Origin of the sequence: Pontibacter anaerobius, assembly GCF_026241195.1 — a bacterium.
Lineage (GTDB): Bacteria > Bacteroidota > Bacteroidia > Cytophagales > Hymenobacteraceae > Pontibacter > Pontibacter anaerobius.
On record NZ_JAPFQO010000003.1, the window covers coordinates 380,888 to 397,702 of the forward strand.

The 16,815-nt window shown below is 49.4% G+C and carries 13 protein-coding genes and 1 tRNA gene; 10 read left to right on the forward strand and 4 right to left on the reverse strand.

The window, feature by feature from the left end:
• Positions 1 to 172 precede the first annotated feature (172 nt).
• Positions 173 to 257, forward strand: a tRNA-Ser gene (locus OO017_RS07195).
• 192 nt (positions 258 to 449) lie between these two features.
• On the opposite strand, the gene OO017_RS07200 is transcribed toward OO017_RS07195, so the two are convergent.
• From OO017_RS07200 to OO017_RS07215, 4 genes are read right to left on the reverse strand one after another with little or no spacing between them, the layout of a single operon-like run.
• Complete coding sequence (locus tag OO017_RS07200) at positions 450 to 920, reverse strand: hydrogenase maturation protease (protein WP_266051785.1); 471 nt, start codon at positions 918 to 920, stop codon at positions 450 to 452.
• Positions 901 to 2,370 carry a Ni/Fe hydrogenase subunit alpha gene (locus tag OO017_RS07205; protein ID WP_266051786.1) on the reverse strand — a complete coding sequence of 490 codons (1,470 nt, stop codon included), beginning with the start codon at positions 2,368 to 2,370 and terminating at the stop codon, positions 901 to 903. The genes OO017_RS07200 and OO017_RS07205 overlap by 20 nt, the downstream gene beginning before the upstream one ends.
• Positions 2,363 to 3,646 carry an NADH-quinone oxidoreductase subunit B family protein gene (locus tag OO017_RS07210; RefSeq protein WP_266051787.1) on the reverse strand — a complete coding sequence of 428 codons (1,284 nt, stop codon included), beginning with the start codon at positions 3,644 to 3,646 and terminating at the stop codon, positions 2,363 to 2,365. The genes OO017_RS07205 and OO017_RS07210 overlap by 8 nt, the downstream gene beginning before the upstream one ends.
• A complete protein-coding gene (locus OO017_RS07215; RefSeq protein ID WP_266051788.1) occupies positions 3,633 to 5,360 on the reverse strand; it encodes an NAD(P)H-dependent oxidoreductase subunit E in 1,728 nt (575 codons plus the stop codon). Before OO017_RS07215 ends, OO017_RS07210 begins: the two co-directional genes overlap by 14 nt.
• A gap of 121 nt (positions 5,361 to 5,481) precedes the next feature.
• Between OO017_RS07215 and hypA the strand changes: the two genes are divergently transcribed.
• The 9 genes from hypA to OO017_RS07260 all read left to right on the forward strand — a co-directional run bounded on the left by hypA (position 5,482) and on the right by OO017_RS07260 (position 16,767).
• On the forward strand, positions 5,482 to 5,823 hold the full coding sequence (gene hypA, locus OO017_RS07220) for a hydrogenase maturation nickel metallochaperone HypA (RefSeq protein ID WP_266051789.1): 342 nt from the start codon (positions 5,482 to 5,484) through the stop codon (positions 5,821 to 5,823).
• A 10-nt stretch (positions 5,824 to 5,833) separates the two neighbouring features.
• A complete protein-coding gene (gene hypB, locus OO017_RS07225) occupies positions 5,834 to 6,589 on the forward strand; it encodes a hydrogenase nickel incorporation protein HypB (RefSeq protein WP_266051790.1) in 756 nt (251 codons plus the stop codon).
• 6 nt (positions 6,590 to 6,595) lie between these two features.
• On the forward strand, positions 6,596 to 8,926 hold the full coding sequence (gene hypF / locus OO017_RS07230) for a carbamoyltransferase HypF (RefSeq protein ID WP_266051791.1): 2,331 nt from the start codon (positions 6,596 to 6,598) through the stop codon (positions 8,924 to 8,926).
• 2 nt (positions 8,927 to 8,928) lie between these two features.
• Positions 8,929 to 9,186 carry a HypC/HybG/HupF family hydrogenase formation chaperone gene (locus tag OO017_RS07235; RefSeq protein WP_266051792.1) on the forward strand — a complete coding sequence of 86 codons (258 nt, stop codon included), beginning with the start codon at positions 8,929 to 8,931 and terminating at the stop codon, positions 9,184 to 9,186.
• Positions 9,187 to 9,428: 242 nt separating this feature from the next.
• A complete protein-coding gene (hypD, locus tag OO017_RS07240) occupies positions 9,429 to 10,535 on the forward strand; it encodes a hydrogenase formation protein HypD (protein ID WP_266051793.1) in 1,107 nt (368 codons plus the stop codon).
• Between the two features lie 3 nt (positions 10,536 to 10,538).
• Entirely contained in the window at positions 10,539 to 11,558 is a 1,020-nt protein-coding gene (gene hypE / locus OO017_RS07245; protein WP_266051794.1) for a hydrogenase expression/formation protein HypE, read from the forward strand.
• A gap of 459 nt (positions 11,559 to 12,017) precedes the next feature.
• On the forward strand, positions 12,018 to 13,052 hold the full coding sequence (locus OO017_RS07250; protein ID WP_266051795.1) for a LacI family DNA-binding transcriptional regulator: 1,035 nt from the start codon (positions 12,018 to 12,020) through the stop codon (positions 13,050 to 13,052).
• A gap of 450 nt (positions 13,053 to 13,502) precedes the next feature.
• Positions 13,503 to 14,399, forward strand: coding sequence for an ROK family protein (locus OO017_RS07255; RefSeq protein WP_266051796.1), 897 nt, complete (start codon positions 13,503 to 13,505; stop codon positions 14,397 to 14,399).
• Between the two features lie 73 nt (positions 14,400 to 14,472).
• The gene (locus tag OO017_RS07260) at positions 14,473 to 16,767 is read left to right on the forward strand and encodes a GH92 family glycosyl hydrolase (RefSeq protein ID WP_304608444.1); all 2,295 of its coding nucleotides are present in this window, start codon (positions 14,473 to 14,475) and stop codon (positions 16,765 to 16,767) included.
• The last annotated feature ends 48 nt before the right edge of the window (positions 16,768 to 16,815 follow it).

Sequence of the window (16,815 nt, forward strand, 5' to 3'; positions counted from 1 at the left end):
GAGGGAGAAGTATGGTAAGCACACCGGCACGTGTTACTATCCTGCCGCAATAAATATTTTTTCTTGTGAGGATCAATGGGTTGAGAAACCTAGGGCACAAACCGGAGAAAAATTTTGACGTATAGTTTTGATAATTCAGGGCAGTGCCCTACTTTTGTACACGAATTAAGACAGAGAGTTGGCGGAGTGGTCGAACGCGGCGGTCTTGAAAACCGTTGACTGTAACAGGTCCGGGGGTTCGAATCCCTCACTCTCTGCAAAGCCTGCAAGCGAACGCTTGCAGGCTTTTTTGTTTTTACCGTGGGCCTGAATTTTGCACCTTTTCTAATACTTTAAGTGAGTTGCCCGGTGAGTCCCTTGAAAGGCCTTAAAGAACAAGTTTATGGGGAAAGTAGAGAGGCAGGACGTTGGTGGAGGTTTTCCAGGAGCATAACGCCAAAGTAGCGGCCCTAATAAAGGATGAGGTTGCTCCCGTTACGTTTTTGTAAGAACCCCTTCAGCGCCTTCTCCAGGTTCTCTTGTGCCTGCTCAGATAAACCTTCCTTTAACCCCCACTTATATCCTTGTATGCCAAGTATGAATGCCTGTGGCCGCACATTGTAAAGCTGCTGACTAAGGTATACGATACTTTCAGGTGATAATTGGTGGGTTGAAAAATCGGCACCCGCATCTGGCATGCATTTACGGAATGAGTAGCCATTAGGAAGCTCTCCCTTATGTGCATCCACAAAAAGAACCCGCTTATACTTTGTTACTAGCTCTGCATCCTCCAGGTTTAGCTGGAACCGGTACAGGCAATCACCCTTAAATAGCCCCTCTTGCTCTACTCGTTCCACAAAAGCCCAGCCCAGTCCGTCGTCCTCTCGGGCAGAGTTGCCAATGCCAACCAGCAGCGATCTTTTAACTTCTTGTGCGTTCATCGAGCAGTTTGCCTTCCGCATCAAATAAAGTAATCTTTAGCGGCATTTGCCCCAGCGCATGGGTGGCGCAGCTAAGGCAGGGGTCGAAGGTGCGGATGGCGGTTTCCACCTGGTTCAGCAGCGCTTCGGTAATTTCCGGTTTCCCGTCCAATACATTATTGGCCACCCACTTTACCGCCTGGTTCATGGGCTCATTATTGTGCGTAGTCGAAACGATCAGGTTACACTTTGTGATCATGCCGTTATCGTCTACTTCATAGTGATGGATCAGTGTACCGCGCGGTGCTTCGATCACGCCGATGCCCAGGTTGCGGTGCTTTCCCTGCCGCACCAACTCCCCCTTGTCCAAAGTATCATCCTCCAGCAATAACTTCATCTGCTCAGCACAATGCAGCACTTCGATCATGCGGGCCAGGTGCGTGTGCATAGAACTGTTGTTGGGCTTGTTATCCGTAAGAGATTTAAAGTACTGCCGTTCCCGTTCTGCCAGCGGACTCGGAATATAATTGCACACGTTCAGGCGGGCCAGCGGACCAACCCGGCTCCACCCTTTCTCGCGCCCAAGGCTTTTGAGGTATGGAAATTTCAGGTAGGTCCATACTTCGGTGGCCTCACCAAAAAGCTCCTGGTAACGTGTGTCTGGTTCCTGATCTATAATGGTTTTACCCATTGCATCTATAGCCCGGAAATTACCATCGTATAGCTCCAATGCACCGTTAGGTGTTACCAGGCCTAAATGGTTGGACGGGAAAGCAGCAAAGCTGTCCAGCCACTCCTGGTTCTTGCTGCGGTACTCCTTCAGAAAAGCCACCATTTCCAGCGACCACCGGATCATGGTATCGACAGAAGGCACAGCCTTGCCATCTAAAAAGAACTGCCTTTCCTCTTTCCTCAGGCCCTTGTGCACACCACCCGGCGTTACTGATATGCCGTGTATCTTTTTGCCTGCAATGGCCTGTATCAGCTCCTGCCCAAACTTGCGCATCTGAATGCCCTTTAGCGCCAGCTCTTTATTGTTTACCGCCACCTCCATAATGCTCCTCTTCTCCGCCGGGGCATCGGTGCCGAAAAGCAGGTCCGGGGACGCCAGGTAAAAGAAGTGCGTGGCATGCGACTGAAACACCTGGGCATAATGTAGTAGCCTCCTGATTTTAGTAGCAGTTTCTGGAAGGTCCTGCGGGTCAACCCCCACGATCTGATCCACGGCTTTTCCAGCCGTCAGGTGATGGCTTACCGGGCAGATGCCGCACAGGCGCTGTACTAACAGCGGCGCTTCCCAATACGGATGACCCTTCACAAAGCTCTCAAAGCCCCGGAACTCCACGATGTGGAAGCGCGCCTCCTTTACCCGGTTATTTTCGTCCAGGTGCAGCGTCACCTTTCCATGTCCCTCTACCCGTGTGATGGGATCTATTGCTATTTTCCGGTTCATCGCTTTGCCTTTAGTCATACTTAAACTCCTCGTAGGGCACCTTAAAGTCTGTTCCAAAAAGCAGGTTCTGCACTACCTTGTAAATATGGTCTCCTCCCGGCGGACAACCAGGTATGAAGTAGTCGATCTTTACCACCTCGTGGCAGGGGTATACTTTGTCCAGTATCTTCGGCAGGTCCTCGTGGTGCGGAATCAGGGCTGTTGTGTCTATGGTAGGCGTTTCAAGGTATGCTTCCCGCAGCGTCTGCTCCAGCGGCATCCAGTTGCGTAGCGCCGGCAGGTTTCCGTTTATGGCACAGGCCCCTACCGATACCAGTATATCGCAACTCTCCCTGAACTTCCGGAGCACCTCCACATTCTCATCGCTGCAGCAGCCTCCCTCGATCAATCCTACATCGCAGCGTTGCGTAAACTCTTTAATATCTGTGAAGGGAGAGCGGTTAAACGACACCACCTCGATCAAATCCAGCAGGTTAAGGTCCATGTCCAGCATCGACATGTGGCAGCCGAAGCAACCCGCCAGCGAAACGGTGGCCACCACTTTTTTCTTTACCTCGGCAGGTGATATTTCCTGTTGATGCTTTGCTTCTTTCTCAGGCAGTTTTTCAGAGATCGGCACTTTATCATACTTCCGGAAGCCGGGTGTCTCCACTGTATCTTCTTTCAATAGTATGGTTCCGACAGGGCAGATCTCCATCGCTCGGTGTGCCTGCTCGTACGATAGCTTCGCCTCCTGCTCATAGTCCACGGCTACAAAAGTCTCCTTGCCCCGCTGCTGAAAATAGAACACCGGCTTGCCCTCATCTGTAAACACATCCTCTACACAGCGCTTACACTGGATGCAGCGGTGGTTCTCCATAATGATGTGCTTCGGCTTGTAGTCAATAACCCGGTTCGGGAAAGTATAGGGAAAGCGTGGCGTTTCCATCCCCATCTCATAACCCAGCGCCTGCAACACGCATTTGCCGCTTTTCTCGCAAAGCGGGCAGATGTGGTTGCCTTCCGTGAACAGCATCTCCACCACGGCTTTGCGGTGGTCCAGCAGCTCCGGCGTCATCACTTCCACCTCCAATCCCTCCTTAGCATTAACCTGGCAGCCGGCGGTATACTTGCCTTTCACTTTCACGGTGCAAACGCGGCAGGTGCCCAGCGGCGGGTCCACGTGGTCGAAGTAGCAGAGTGCAGGTATAAAAACTTCATTCGCCTGTGCCACTTTCAGCAGGTTCTCCCCTTCCCGGCATTTTATACTTTTGCCATCCAGTATGATCGTTACCTCTTTCTTACCCTTTGCCATGCGTTAAAATATTATATGCTTCGGTGGCCTTTTCCAAACTGAATTCACGGTTAAAATTGTCGTCGCGCACCAACTTCTTTTTGAACAGATGCGGAAACTTTTGAATCGCCTGCTCTAAGGAGTTTGGAGCTGTTTGGCCAAGTCCGCACCGGCTGTTGTGTTTAACGATAGCCGACCATTGCAGGGCCTTCTCTACATCACCGGGTGCTGCTTTACCCTGCATCATCCGCTCAATCATGTGCAGCAGTTGTGGATTACCCGCCCGGCACGGCGTACACAAACCGCAGGACTCATAGGTGAAGAAGCGGGAGAAGTTTTGAAGTATGGTGAACAGGTCACGCTGTTTATTGAAGATCATCACGGAGCCGCCACAACGGATGTCTTCCAGGGAAATGACCCGCTCTCTTTCCTCCACCGAGATAAGCTCACCCGAAGGGCCACTCATTTGTATATACTTTGTGTCTTCGGCTCCGCATAAATCCAGCAGTTCCCCCAAACGTATGCCCCATTCTATTTCATACAGCCCCGGGCGTTTACAGTCGCCGGCTATACTGAGCAGCTTGGTACCGGTAGATTTTTCGGTGCCTAAGCCTTTAAACTTCTCCACTCCCAGTTCTATGATGCGGGCAGCAGCACAGAAGGTCTCCACGTTATTGATGACGGTAGGTTTACCCAGAAAGCCTTTATCCGTCGGAAAAACATTCTTGAGCCTCGGTTCTCCGCGTTTCCCCTCCAGTGACTCCAGCAAAGCCGTTTCCTCTCCGCAGATATAAGCACCAGCCCCCAGTTGCACCCGGATATCGAATTTATACTTGCCCAACCCTTTTATACTTTGACCTAAGTAGCCTTTCTGGCGGTAGTCCTGCAGCGCAGCATTCAGCTTCGGGAGCAGCCAGGTGTACTCTGCTCGCAGGTAAATAATGCCTTCAGTTGCCCCTACAGCATACCCTGCCACGATCATGCCTTCTATCAGCAGCCCTGGCAATAGGTTGAGTAACGCCCTGTCTTTAAAGGTTCCCGGCTCTCCTTCATCTGCATTGCAGACAATGTATTTCACCGTGCCTTTTGCTTTGCGGGCAAACTCCCACTTCATCCCGGTCGGAAAAAATGCGCCTCCCCTGCCTGACAAGCCGGCTTCCTTGATCATGTCGACTACCTGGTCCGGTGAGTATTCCTTGAGCTTCTCAATAGCTTTACCCGGCTCAAAATCCCTGAGAAGTATAGTTTTGTCCTCTTCAGGTTTATACTGCACCTTTTCCTCTACCGTGTCTGCCAGCTCTGCCGGCGATTTTCCATCTTTAAGACCGTTGATGATGCGCTTTACCTTCTGTGGCGTGAGCTTTGTAAAAGGGTGAAAATTGATGAGTGCTGCCGGTTCCCTGTCGCTGAGGCCGATGCAGGAGGTTTCGAAAAAGCCGAAAGTGCCGGTCGGATCTGTTCCTCCTATGGCAGCACCTGTTTCTTTTTCAAAGGCAGCTTTTACCCTATCAAATCCATGAAACCAGGAGAGAATACTGTTGTTCAGGTAGATGGTATACTTTCCGGTTGGCTGCCTGTGAAAGAAATGGTAAAAGCCTGTTACGCCTTCCACATCTACCGGGGAGATACCAAACTCTGCCGCTGCCTGCAAAATATCTGCATCGCCCAGATAACCGCGGGCATTTTGCAGCTCCCAAAGCCTGTCCAGTAAGTATGTTCTTTCCTTTATTTTCATAGCAATTATGAGTGGGCACCGGAACATTACATATCAACATTCGTTCTTATTAACGTTATAAAAAATGTCAGGATAGTGATTACTTTCATTTATCTGACTCTCTAACACAGCCCCAAACCCCGTGCATGAACTGTCGATTGCGCTGAGCATTGTAGAAACCGCCGAAGAAGAGGTAAGGAATGCAGGCGGCAGGCAGGTGGAAGAGATCGTGCTGGAGATCGGGGACTTGGCCGGAGTAGAACAAGATGCGCTCGACTTTGCCTGGAAAGAAGCCGTGAAGGAGACAGTGCTGGAGCAGGCAAAGTGTGTAATCGAAAATAAAGCAGGTAAAGCCAGGTGCCTTAACTGCCAGTATGAGTTTGCCCTGACCTATATCTACGATATCTGCCCTTCCTGCAGCGATTTCAGAAAAGAGCTGATGCAGGGCAAGGAAATCAAAATCAAAAGTATAACCATCATCTAAAACGAAAGCTATGTGTACTACCTGCGGATGCAGCTCAGATGAGCCAGCCCAAATTAAAAAACCTGGTTTTCAAGCGAAATCGCTGGCTATTGCCGGACCACCCCAAAAGCAGCTTCACTTGCTGGAGCGAGATGTGCTGCACAAAAATGACCATGATGCGGCACACAACCGTCAGCATTTTGAGAAGAAGCATGTGCTGGCCATAAATCTTGTCAGCTCGCCGGGGTCTGGTAAAACAACGCTGCTGGAAAAGACCATCGAAGCACTGAAAAACGAAGTCCTTTTTCATGTGCTGGAAGGTGACCAGCAAACGTCTCTGGACGCAAACAGAATTGAAGCTACGGGTGCACCTGTTTTACAAATTAACACAGGCAAAGGCTGTCATCTGGACGCTTCGATGGTGCACCGCGCCCTGCACACCATGCCCCCTGCCGAACATTCTGTCCTGATGATTGAGAACGTGGGTAACCTGGTTTGCCCGGCCCTGTTTGATCTGGGTGAAAAATACCGCGTGGTGATCATCAGCGTAACTGAAGGCGAAGACAAACCCCTAAAGTACCCCAACATGTTCGAGAGTGCCGACATCTGCATCATCAACAAAACAGACCTGCTGCCTTACGTGGAGTTTGATGTGGAGAAGGCAAAAGAGTATGCGCTGCGGGTGAACCATAAATTAACTTTTTTCGAACTGTCAGCCACGAAAGGACAAGGAATGAATAACTGGCTGAACTGGCTTAGGCAGGAGCATGCAGCCATACCTGTTTAGTAAATAGTGCCGACCTATTCCATACATATCGCAGGGCAAGTACAAGGAATTGGGTTCAGGCCCTATGCATATCGCCTTGCCAAAAAGTATGGCTTAAACGGCTGGGTAAGAAACCAGGCTGATGGCGTACATATGAAAGTGCAGGGACACGAGCAGCAGGTGCAAAGTTTTTACGAAGAACTAACCACACAGGCCCCTGACCTGGCCAAAATACAGTCTTCAAGTATAAAACAGGTAGAAAATAAAGTTTTTCAGGGCTTTGAGATACGGAAAGAAACAAAAGGCACTACGGCTAATTTAATGCTCACCCCAGACCTGGCTATGTGTGATGCCTGCCGCCAGGAGATGAATGATAGTAAGAACAGGCGCTTTGGCTATGCCTTTACCACCTGCACTTCCTGCGGACCCAGGTACTCTATCATGGCAAAGCTGCCTTATGAGCGGGAGCACACGACCATGGCTCCCTTTACGATGTGTGCAGCCTGCGAAAAAGAGTATCATGACCCGGAAAATCGCCGCTACTACTCCCAAACCAACTCTTGCCCCGTCTGCCCTGTTACGCTCGGTTTGTATGATATGCAGCAGCAGTTACTATCAGATGATCAGCAGGAAAGTATAGCAGTCACAGTAAACTTATTAGCAGCAGGTAAAATAGTAGCTGTAAAAGGTTTAGGCGGTTATTTGCTGATGGCAGATGCTACCAATGCACAAACCATTCAAACGCTGCGGGAAAGAAAACATCGTGCGGCCAAGCCTTTTGCCCTGATGTATCCTGACCTGGAAATGGCACAACAGGATGTGTTACTACAGGAAGATGAGCAAGAACTGCTGCTTTCGTCAGTATCTCCCATAGTTTTAGCGCAGAAGAAAACAGAACCCGCTTCAGGAATAAAAGCTGATCTTATTGCTCCCCAACTAAACAAACTTGGACTGATGCTGCCTTACACACCTTTGTTCGAATTGCTGTTAGCACAACTTCAGAAGCCGGTTATTGCAACCAGCGCCAACCGCCACGGGACCCACATCATTTACAAAGACACAGATGCTTTTGAGCAATTAGCAAGTATAGCCGATTACATATTACTGCACAACAGAGAAATTCTGGTTTCGCAGGATGATTCTGTTGTACAGTTTACTCCCAAGCACCGCCAGCGAATCATGCTGCGCAGGTCACGTGGCTATGCTCCGTCTTTTGTAGGTGGAGCACCTGACCAACAGTCCTGGTTAGCCACAGGAGCAGACATGAAAAGCACCTTTGCCTTCACGACGCAAGGCAACAGTTACGTCAGCCAGTATTTAGGTGATCTGTCTGTTTATGATAACACACTCAACTTCGAGCACAGCCTGCAGCATCTGAAAAAGCTTTTAGACTTCCACCCTTCCCTGCTCCTGACTGACAAGCATCCAGGTTATACTTCCGTGCGGCTTGGTAAAGAGCTGACGCAAAAGTATAAGGTGCCCCATGTGCAGGTGCAGCACCACGAAGCCCACTTTGCTGATGTATTAGCCGAAAATGAGCTGCTAAATAGTGATGAACCGGTACTGGGCGTGATCTGGGATGGCACCGGATATGGCAATGATAAGCTTATTCGGGGTGGAGAGTTTTTCCTGTATCAAGACCTGCAGATCTCTCCCTTAGCACAAATGGAACCCTACCCGCACCTGTCAGGCGACAAAATGGCGAAAGAGCCACGCCTTGCAGCCTTAGCGCTTTGCTTCGGTTTAAAAGACGCAGATATACTCATTAAGCCATACTTTACCGAAGCAGAATGGAAGTTTTACCAAAGTATACTTGATACCGATAAGTATAAACTGCAGACCACCAGCATGGGGCGTGAGTTCGATGCTGTAGCTGCACTTCTTGGCCTGTGTGGGCGCATGAGTTACGAAGGAGAAGCCGCCATGCTTTTAGAGTCTCTGGCTGCTCAGGAACCTGCTATTTATGATTTGCAGGATTATACACTTGCAGAATTTAACGGGAATGAAATACCCTTTAAAACTATACTTGGGCAGATGCTGGCAGATGTTCGGCAAGGCGAAAACAAAGTAAGGATTGCGGCACGATTTCATGTGACGTTGGTTAAAATAGTGAGCCTGGTGGCAGAACACTACTCCATAAAAAAGCTGTCCTTTAGCGGTGGCGTATTTCAGAACAGCCTGCTCGTAGACTTGCTCATCGATAAGTTGTCACCTGAATTCAAACTATACTTTCACAAGCAGCTTTCGCCAAACGATGAATGCATTTCCTTTGGGCAACTGGCATGGATGCAACTGAAGTATAAAACAGTGGCTGCTCCAGAAGAACAGCACACAGTACATCATACTCTAAAAATCTGATCATGTGTTTAGGTATCCCGGCAAAACTTGATTCAATAGATGAAACAGCAGACGACTTCTTCCGCACCGGAAAGATTTCCTTTGGGGGAATTTCCAGAACCGTGAGTCTGGCCATGCTAACAGATGCAAAACCGGGTGATTATGTGCTGGTGCATGCCGGCGTGGCGCTGAGCGTTATCACAGAGCAGGAGGCAGCAACGGTTTTTGAATACCTGAAAATGTCTGGGGAACTGGATGAAGAAGGGTTGCCGGATACGTAGTGTATTTATATTGCTGATACGGACTTCATAGTCCGAATCCTATCTGAAGCGGATTTCCTAATCCGCATTAAACGGAACACGGGGATTAGGAAATCCCCATCAGTTTGCTTCCGGACTGGGAAGTCCGGAAGAGCAATAAAAAGAGCAACAGAATTGGGTCAGAGGCCCAAGCTATAGTAGACATGGGTCGCAGATACAGAACGAGGACATTCTCGCCACTATAATTAGACAAGTATTTGAACATGAAATACATCTCTGAATACCGAAACGCTGGGGTGGTAAAGAAGCTTTTAGCAGAAATAGAAGCTACTGTTACCCGTGCCTGGATGCTGATGGAAGTGTGCGGAGGACAAACGCACAGTTTGGTGAAAAACGGTATTCTGAACATGCTGCCTGATAAAATTACGATGGTGCATGGCCCGGGCTGCCCTGTTTGTGTCACGCCAAAGTCCATGATCGATCAGGCAGTTGCGCTTGCCCTAAGGCAGGATGTGATTATGTGCTCATTCGGGGATATGGTGCGGGTGCCGGGCAGCAGCAAAAGCCTGATGCAGGCCCGGTCTGAAGGCGGCAACTTACGTGTAGTATACTCTCCCTTGGATGCAATAAAAATAGCCAGAGAAAACCCTGATAAAGAGGTGATATTCTTTGCTGTCGGTTTTGAAACAACTGCCCCTGCCAATGCGCTGGCGGTGCTGCAGGCGGCAAAACTTAACCTTAACAACTTTTCTGTGCTTGTCTCGCATGTACTGGTGCCGCCTGCCATGGAAGCCATACTTTCTGATGAGTTTAACACCATCAATGGCTTTCTGGGTGCCGGTCATGTATGCTCTGTGATGGGCCTTCACGAGTACTACCCACTGGCAGAAAAGTATAAGATACCTATCGTGGTTACAGGCTTCGAACCCGTTGATTTGTTAGAGGGAATTCTAATGGCTGTACGACAATTGGAGGCAGGCATAGCCACAGTAGAAAACCAGTATGCGCGGGTAGTGCGGAACACTGGAAACCTGCAGGCACAGGCGGTGATACAGGAAGTTTTTAAAGTGGCAGACCGGGAATGGCGCGGCATCGGGGTGATACCACAAAGCGGCTATAAAGTGCGGGAAAAGTACCAGCTTTTTGATGCCGAGCATAAATTCAGCGAAACAAAGAATATTAAAGTTCAGGAACTGGATGCAGGATGTATAGCCGGTGAAATATTGCGGGGCATCAAAAAGCCCGTGCAATGCCCGCATTTCGGCAAAGGCTGCACTCCTTTAAACCCTTTAGGCGCACCAATGGTATCATCAGAAGGTGCTTGCGCGGCTTATTTTCACTTTTCCCAAGCCTATGAAACAACATCCTAACTTATGGAAAAAACCACAGAACGTTTTACCATAGCCCATGGCAGCGGCGGTGAGCTGACAAATCAGCTACTGGAAAGTGAGACCTTTGAGATCCTGCAGAATGAGTACCTGCAAAAAAAGCACGATGGAGCAGTATTCGAACTATCGGGCAAACTCGCTTTTACTACTGACAGCTATGTGGTTTCCCCCCTGTTCTTTCCGGGCGGCAACATTGGTGACCTGGCTGTAAACGGTACGGTAAACGATCTGGCTATGTGTGGGGCAAGAGCGAAGTATCTCTCCCTTAGTTTTATTCTGGAAGAAGGGTTCAGCATTGATGAGTTTCATACTATATTATTGTCTATCCGAAAAGCAGCTGACAAGGCAGATGTACTGATCGTAACCGGTGATACCAAAGTAGTGGAACGCGGCAAAGGAGACAAGATCTTCATCAACACTTCCGGTATCGGTCAGGTACACCCTAACGCAAACATTGATGCTGCTAACATCGAAATTGGCGATAAGATCCTGATCAGCGGCCCGGTTGCCAGCCATGGTATGGCTATTATGTCGGTGCGGGAAGGCCTGGAGTTTGAATCGCAGATACGCAGCGACACAGCCAGCGTGCAGGAACAGGTTATGACGTTACTGGATGAGTTTGGGCAGGATATTCATTTCCTGCGGGACCCAACACGTGGGGGTGTCGCTACTGTTCTCAATGAAATAGCCAGGCAAATGCATTTGGGAATATCCGTTGATGAGCGAAAGATTCCAGTAAGGGAGCAGGTGCGGTCGGCTTGTGAAATGCTGGGCATTGATCCGCTCTATGTGGCTAATGAAGGAACATTTCTGGTATGGGTTAAGGCAGAGGCAAGCGAAATGGCTTTGGAAAAATTACAGGCTGTTCTACCAACAGGACAACAGGCAGCTGTCATTGGGTCTGTTGTTGCAGAGCATCCCGGGCAAGTAATTATACGGACTGAAATTGGAGGCCGAAGAGTGGTCGCAATGCCTTCCGGGGAGCAGTTGCCCAGAATATGTTAAAGACAAAAAGTCACTTTCCTATGCTACAACAAATCTCATGTAGCCTCACACCTTGTGGGGTGTATACAGTGGTTTATTAAGCGGTGTAACCTGCTGAGGCAGGGCTGCCACAGAACAGGAAAGCGGTGCAGGAAAACACCTACACTGCTTTACCGCATCCGGTTGGAATGGGCCAACCTCTGGAACCTGCTGGTCCTTTCCCTTCAAACTCCAGGGTAATTTAAGTTTTTGGTTTTTACGAAGCTCTTAAAACCTGCCAGCTCTCTCCTCCTGGGTCTGCTGCAGAGATGCAGGATATGTGTGTTTAAAGCAACAAGGTCAACGTCAGCAGTAGCCATACTTAACTAAAATAATCGTAATTTGTAGAAAAGTGCGGGATATCGAACCTGCGATCAACCTTGCCCGGATTGGGTGGCTATAGTAAATGCGCCCCGATTCAACTATTTCTTACTTCCGATAATGAAAAAGAAGCTGCTTATTAGTGATATCGCCAAACAACTAAATGTTTCTATCACAACCGTATCCTTCATCCTGAATGGAAAGGCAAAAGAGAAAAGAATCAGTGATGATTTAACGGAAAGAGTACAGAAACTGGTGGAAGAGGTAGGCTACAGGCCCAATCAGTTAGCCCAAAGCCTGCGCACAGGAAAAACCAGAACCATAGGCCTCATGGTAGAGGATATCTCCAACCCGTTCTTTGCCAACATTGCACGCCTGATAGAAGAAAGGGCTTACCAGGAGGGCTATAAAATAGTATACTGCAGCACCGAAGACGACTCTGACAGGACAAAAGAACTTATCAGCATGTTCAGGGATATGCACGTTGATGGCTACATCATCACACCGCCTCAAGGGGTAGAAGAAGATGTAGAAAAGCTGATCAAGGATGGCTTCCCGGTTGTTTTAGTGGACCGCCAGGTTGCTGGCATTCATACCCATTGTGTAATTGTTGATAACTTATCCGGGGCCTACAACGCTACAGCGCATTTAATGGAGCAGGGCTACCAGAACATAGCCTTTGTTACCACCGACTCCAGGCAAAGCCAGATGCTCCAGCGGCTAGAAGGATACAGGAAGGCGCTAGCAGAAAAACAGCTAGAGCCAGCGGTTCTGGAAGTGCCGTACCGCTATGACGCAAAACAGATGCTTCGGAAAATAGTGTCGTTCTTTGAAGAAACAGAAAGTATAGACGCTGTGCTGTTTGCCACAAACTACATGGCGGTTAGGGGGCTGGAGGCAATTTCTCAGTTTAACCCGCAAGGTTTGCCTGCCAACCTGGGCGTGGCTTCTTATGATGACCATGATGTGTTCAAGCTGCTCAAGCCTACCATTACAGCCGTTGCACAGCCAACCGAGGCAATTGCAAACCATGTGATCAATCTTATGCTGCACCTGCTGAATCCGAAAAATAAAACTTCGGAAGCTGATACCATAGTTCTGCCAACACAACTCATCATCAGAAATTCTACCCCTCGCAAAGAAGTAGTGGCCTAACCTTGCTCCTATTGAGGAGCTGTGTTTTTGGTGTTATAGATGACTAATCACTTACTTTAAGCGATATTTTAGAAATTAAGCTTTTCTTGTAAGGTAAAATTTCTAAATTTGAATATAAGTACCAGTTAATGTTACAGGGAGAGATGGCATTTACATGCTCTTTTCATGCTGTTATCATAGTCTGGTAAGTATACTTATACCTTCGGATAAGCTTTTAGAGACGTCGGTCAGAGACTACCGCTACTCTAAAAGTATAAATCTGGAGGTTTTAACATAGTTTATCCGCTAAATCCTTTTAGCAAATAAGTATGAGATTTACAATCAGTGATTTACGTGTGCTTTGATCAGCTTAGCTCGGCTCACCTCTTGGTGGCTGTTTTAAACCTGCTTCATTTGTGCACTCTTTAATAATACAGTACCAGGTTGTCTGGTATAGCAGCAAGATTTAATATGTCTGATAAAATTGTTCTGGGGGTTGACATAGGAGGGACGCACATCACGGCTGCCCTGGTAGACTTAGAGACGAAATCCATACTTCCGGAAACAAAGAAAAGGGCGCAGGTTAACTCGCAAGGCACGGTGCGGGAGGTGATAGAAACGTGGGGTGATGTCATTAAAAAAGCCTTGGGTACACACCCAGCCGCCAATACAAAACTAGGTGTAGCCATACCTGGCCCTTTTGATTACGAGCAGGGAATCTGCCAGTTCCGGAACCAAAACAAGTATGATAGCTTGTATGGGCTGAACGTAAAGGAGTTGCTTGCAGAGCAGCTAGGGGCCAAGGTTGGAAATATCAGGTTGGTGAACGATGCGGCCTGCTTTCTGAGAGGGGAGGTGTTTGCGGGAACTGCAAAAGATGCTTCCTCAGCCATAGGTTTAACGCTAGGTACCGGCCTTGGGTCAGCCATACTTCAGAATGGGGTTGCCGAAGATGCAAAGTTATGGTGCGCGCCTTTTAAAGACAGCATCGCCGAGGAGTATCTCTCTACCCGGGCTTTTCTGCGCGCTTACGAGCGGCTTACAGGTAAAGCGGCTACGGATGTAAAGCAATTAGCTGCGCTGTATCCGCAAAATGCTGCGGTCCGACAGGTGTTTGAAGATTTTGCGGAGAACCTGGCGTTGTTTCTGGCGCCTTACCTGCGGGAGGTGAAGCCTGAAATGGTGGTGATTGGCGGTAACATCGCCAATGCCTGGGAGCTTTTCATCCCAACTACCACAGAGCGGCTGAGGGCTATGGGTATAGAAGCGCCGATCCATAAAGTGGCGTTAGCCGAGGAGGCCGCACTGATTGGCGCAGCTAGTTATTGGCACGAAACGTTGCCTGAACTTAAACAAGGCGATAGCTGAGTTACAGTTAAATGCCTGCCAAAGTATAACCTTTACGGTTAGAAAAGCGATAATCACGAGATCTAAGTATAAAATGGGTATAAAGAAAACAGTGATCACCCTGCTAAGCAGCTTTATATGCACCGCTACCCTGGCGCAGGCAGTTTTAGTTGATAAAGTCACCGATCCGGTGGAGTGGGTAAATCCGCTGGTAGGCACTGACTCCAAGCACAGCCTTTCCAACGGCAACACTTACCCAGCCATTGCCCTGCCCTGGGGTATGAATTTCTGGATGCCGCAGACAGGTAAGATGGGCGATGGCTGGGGCTACATGTACAGTGCCGACAAGATCCGCGGGTTCAAACAAACGCACCAGCCATCGCCGTGGATGAATGACTATGGCCAGTTTGCCATCATGCCGGTAACAGGTAGGCTGCGCTTCGACCAGGACAGCCGTGCCAGCTGGTTCTCGCATAAGGCGGAGGTAGCCAAGCCATACTACTACAGTGTGTATCTGGCCGACCACAACGTGACCACCGAGATTACCCCAACCGAGCGGGCGGCCAGCTTCCGCTTCACCTTCCCAAAAACCGACAGCGCCTATGTCGTTATTGATGCCTTCGACAAGGGCTCCTACGTCAAGATCATACCTGCTGAAAACAAGATCATCGGGTACACAACCAAGAACAGCGGTGGCGTGCCGGAGAACTTCAAGAACTATTTCGTCATCGTATTCGATAAGCCGTTTGCCAATACCCATACCTGGAGCGACACCCTGCTAAGTAGCAAGCAGGAGCTGCAGGCTAACCATGTGGGCGCTGTAGTGGGCTTCAAAACGAAGAAAGGAGAGCAGGTAAATGCCCGCGTGGCTTCCTCGTTCATCAGCCCGGAGCAGGCCGAGCGTAACCTGCAGGAAATCGGGAGCGATGATTTTGAAAGTATAAAAGCGAAAGGCAAGCAGGCCTGGAACAAGCAGCTGAGCCGTGTGGCTGTGGAGGGCGGCACTCCGGAGCAGATGCGGACCTTCTACTCCAACCTTTACCGCACGCTGCTCTTTCCGCGCAAATTCTATGAGATAGATGCCAATGGCAAGGTGGTGCACTACAGCCCATACAACGGCAAGGTGCTGCCTGGCTTTATGTATACCGATACCGGTTTCTGGGATACCTTTCGGGCGCTGTTCCCCTTCCTGAACCTGATGTATCCATCGGTGAATGCGGAGATACAGGAGGGACTGGCCAATACCTTTAAAGAAGGCGGGTGGTTGCCGGAATGGGCCAGTCCGGGTTACCGTAACGTTATGGTGGGCAACAACTCGGCCTCGGTGGTGGCAGATGCGTACCTGAAGGGCATTCGCGGGCAGGATATGAAGGCGCTGTATGAGGCGGTGCTGAAGGGCGCCAACAATGCGGGCCCACTGACAGCAGTTGGCCGTGCCGGGGCAGATTACTACACCAAGTTGGGTTACGTGCCATACGATGTGAAGATCAACGAGAACGCAGCCCGGACGCTGGAGTATGCTTATGATGACTTTGCCATCTACCAGTTAGCCAAAGCCCTGAAGCGCCCGAAAAAAGAGATAAACCTTTACGCAAAGCGTGCCCTGAACTACCGCCATCTCTACGATTCTGCTACCGGGCTGATGCGCGGTAAGAACCAGGATGGCACGTTTCAGGCTCCTTTCAATCCTTTTAAATGGGGCGATGCCTTTACCGAAGGCAACAGCTGGCATTACAGTTGGTCGGTGTTCCATGATGTGCAGGGCCTGATCGACCTGATGGGCGGCAAGGAAAACTTTACCGCAAAGCTGGATTCTGTATTCACCCTTCCGCCAGTGTATGACGAGAGTTACTACGGAGCCGTGATTCATGAGATCAGGGAGATGCAGATCGCTAACATGGGGCAGTATGCGCACGGCAACCAGCCCATCCAGCACATGATCTACCTTTACAACTATGCCGGCGAGCCCTGGAAGGCACAGTATTGGGTGCGCGAAACAATGAACCGTATGTACACGCCTGCCCCGGATGGCTACTGCGGCGATGAGGATAACGGACAGACCTCTGCCTGGTACGTGTTCTCAGCACTTGGCTTTTACCCGGTAACGCCAGCCACAGACCAGTATGTGCTGGGTGCGCCACTGTTCAAAAAAGCCACGCTACAACTGGAAAACGGAAAGCAGCTGGTGATCAACGCGCCACAAAACAGCGACGGGAACAGGTACATCCAAAGTATGCGCCTCAACGGTAAAACCTACGACAAAAACTGGCTGAGCCACTCAGAGTTAATGAAGGGAGCAAGTATAGATGTGGAGATGTCGCCAACACCGAATAAGGAGCGAGGCACCCAAGAGGGCGCATTCCCGTACTCACTATCGAACGAGAAATAGAGACACGATATATTTTGTTAAACCAAGTTCACTCCAACTAAAAACAGG

Excerpts from the sequence above, each read along its gene's own strand:
- OO017_RS07200 (WP_266051785.1), bottom strand. The coding sequence starts at position 920 with ATGAACGCACAAGAAGTTAAAAGATCGCTGCTGGTTGGCATTGGCAAC.
- OO017_RS07205 (WP_266051786.1), bottom strand. The coding sequence starts at position 2,370 with ATGACTAAAGGCAAAGCGATGAACCGGAAAATAGCAATAGATCCCATC.
- OO017_RS07210 (WP_266051787.1), bottom strand. The coding sequence starts at position 3,646 with ATGGCAAAGGGTAAGAAAGAGGTAACGATCATACTGGATGGCAAAAGT.
- OO017_RS07215 (WP_266051788.1), bottom strand. The coding sequence starts at position 5,360 with ATGAAAATAAAGGAAAGAACATACTTACTGGACAGGCTTTGGGAGCTG.
- hypB (WP_266051790.1), top strand. The coding sequence starts at position 5,834 with ATGTGTACTACCTGCGGATGCAGCTCAGATGAGCCAGCCCAAATTAAA.
- OO017_RS07235 (WP_266051792.1), top strand. The coding sequence starts at position 8,929 with ATGTGTTTAGGTATCCCGGCAAAACTTGATTCAATAGATGAAACAGCA.
- hypD (WP_266051793.1), top strand. The coding sequence starts at position 9,429 with ATGAAATACATCTCTGAATACCGAAACGCTGGGGTGGTAAAGAAGCTT.
- hypE (WP_266051794.1), top strand. The coding sequence starts at position 10,539 with ATGGAAAAAACCACAGAACGTTTTACCATAGCCCATGGCAGCGGCGGT.
- OO017_RS07250 (WP_266051795.1), top strand. The coding sequence starts at position 12,018 with ATGAAAAAGAAGCTGCTTATTAGTGATATCGCCAAACAACTAAATGTT.
- OO017_RS07255 (WP_266051796.1), top strand. The coding sequence starts at position 13,503 with ATGTCTGATAAAATTGTTCTGGGGGTTGACATAGGAGGGACGCACATC.
- OO017_RS07260 (WP_304608444.1), top strand. The coding sequence starts at position 14,473 with ATGGGTATAAAGAAAACAGTGATCACCCTGCTAAGCAGCTTTATATGC.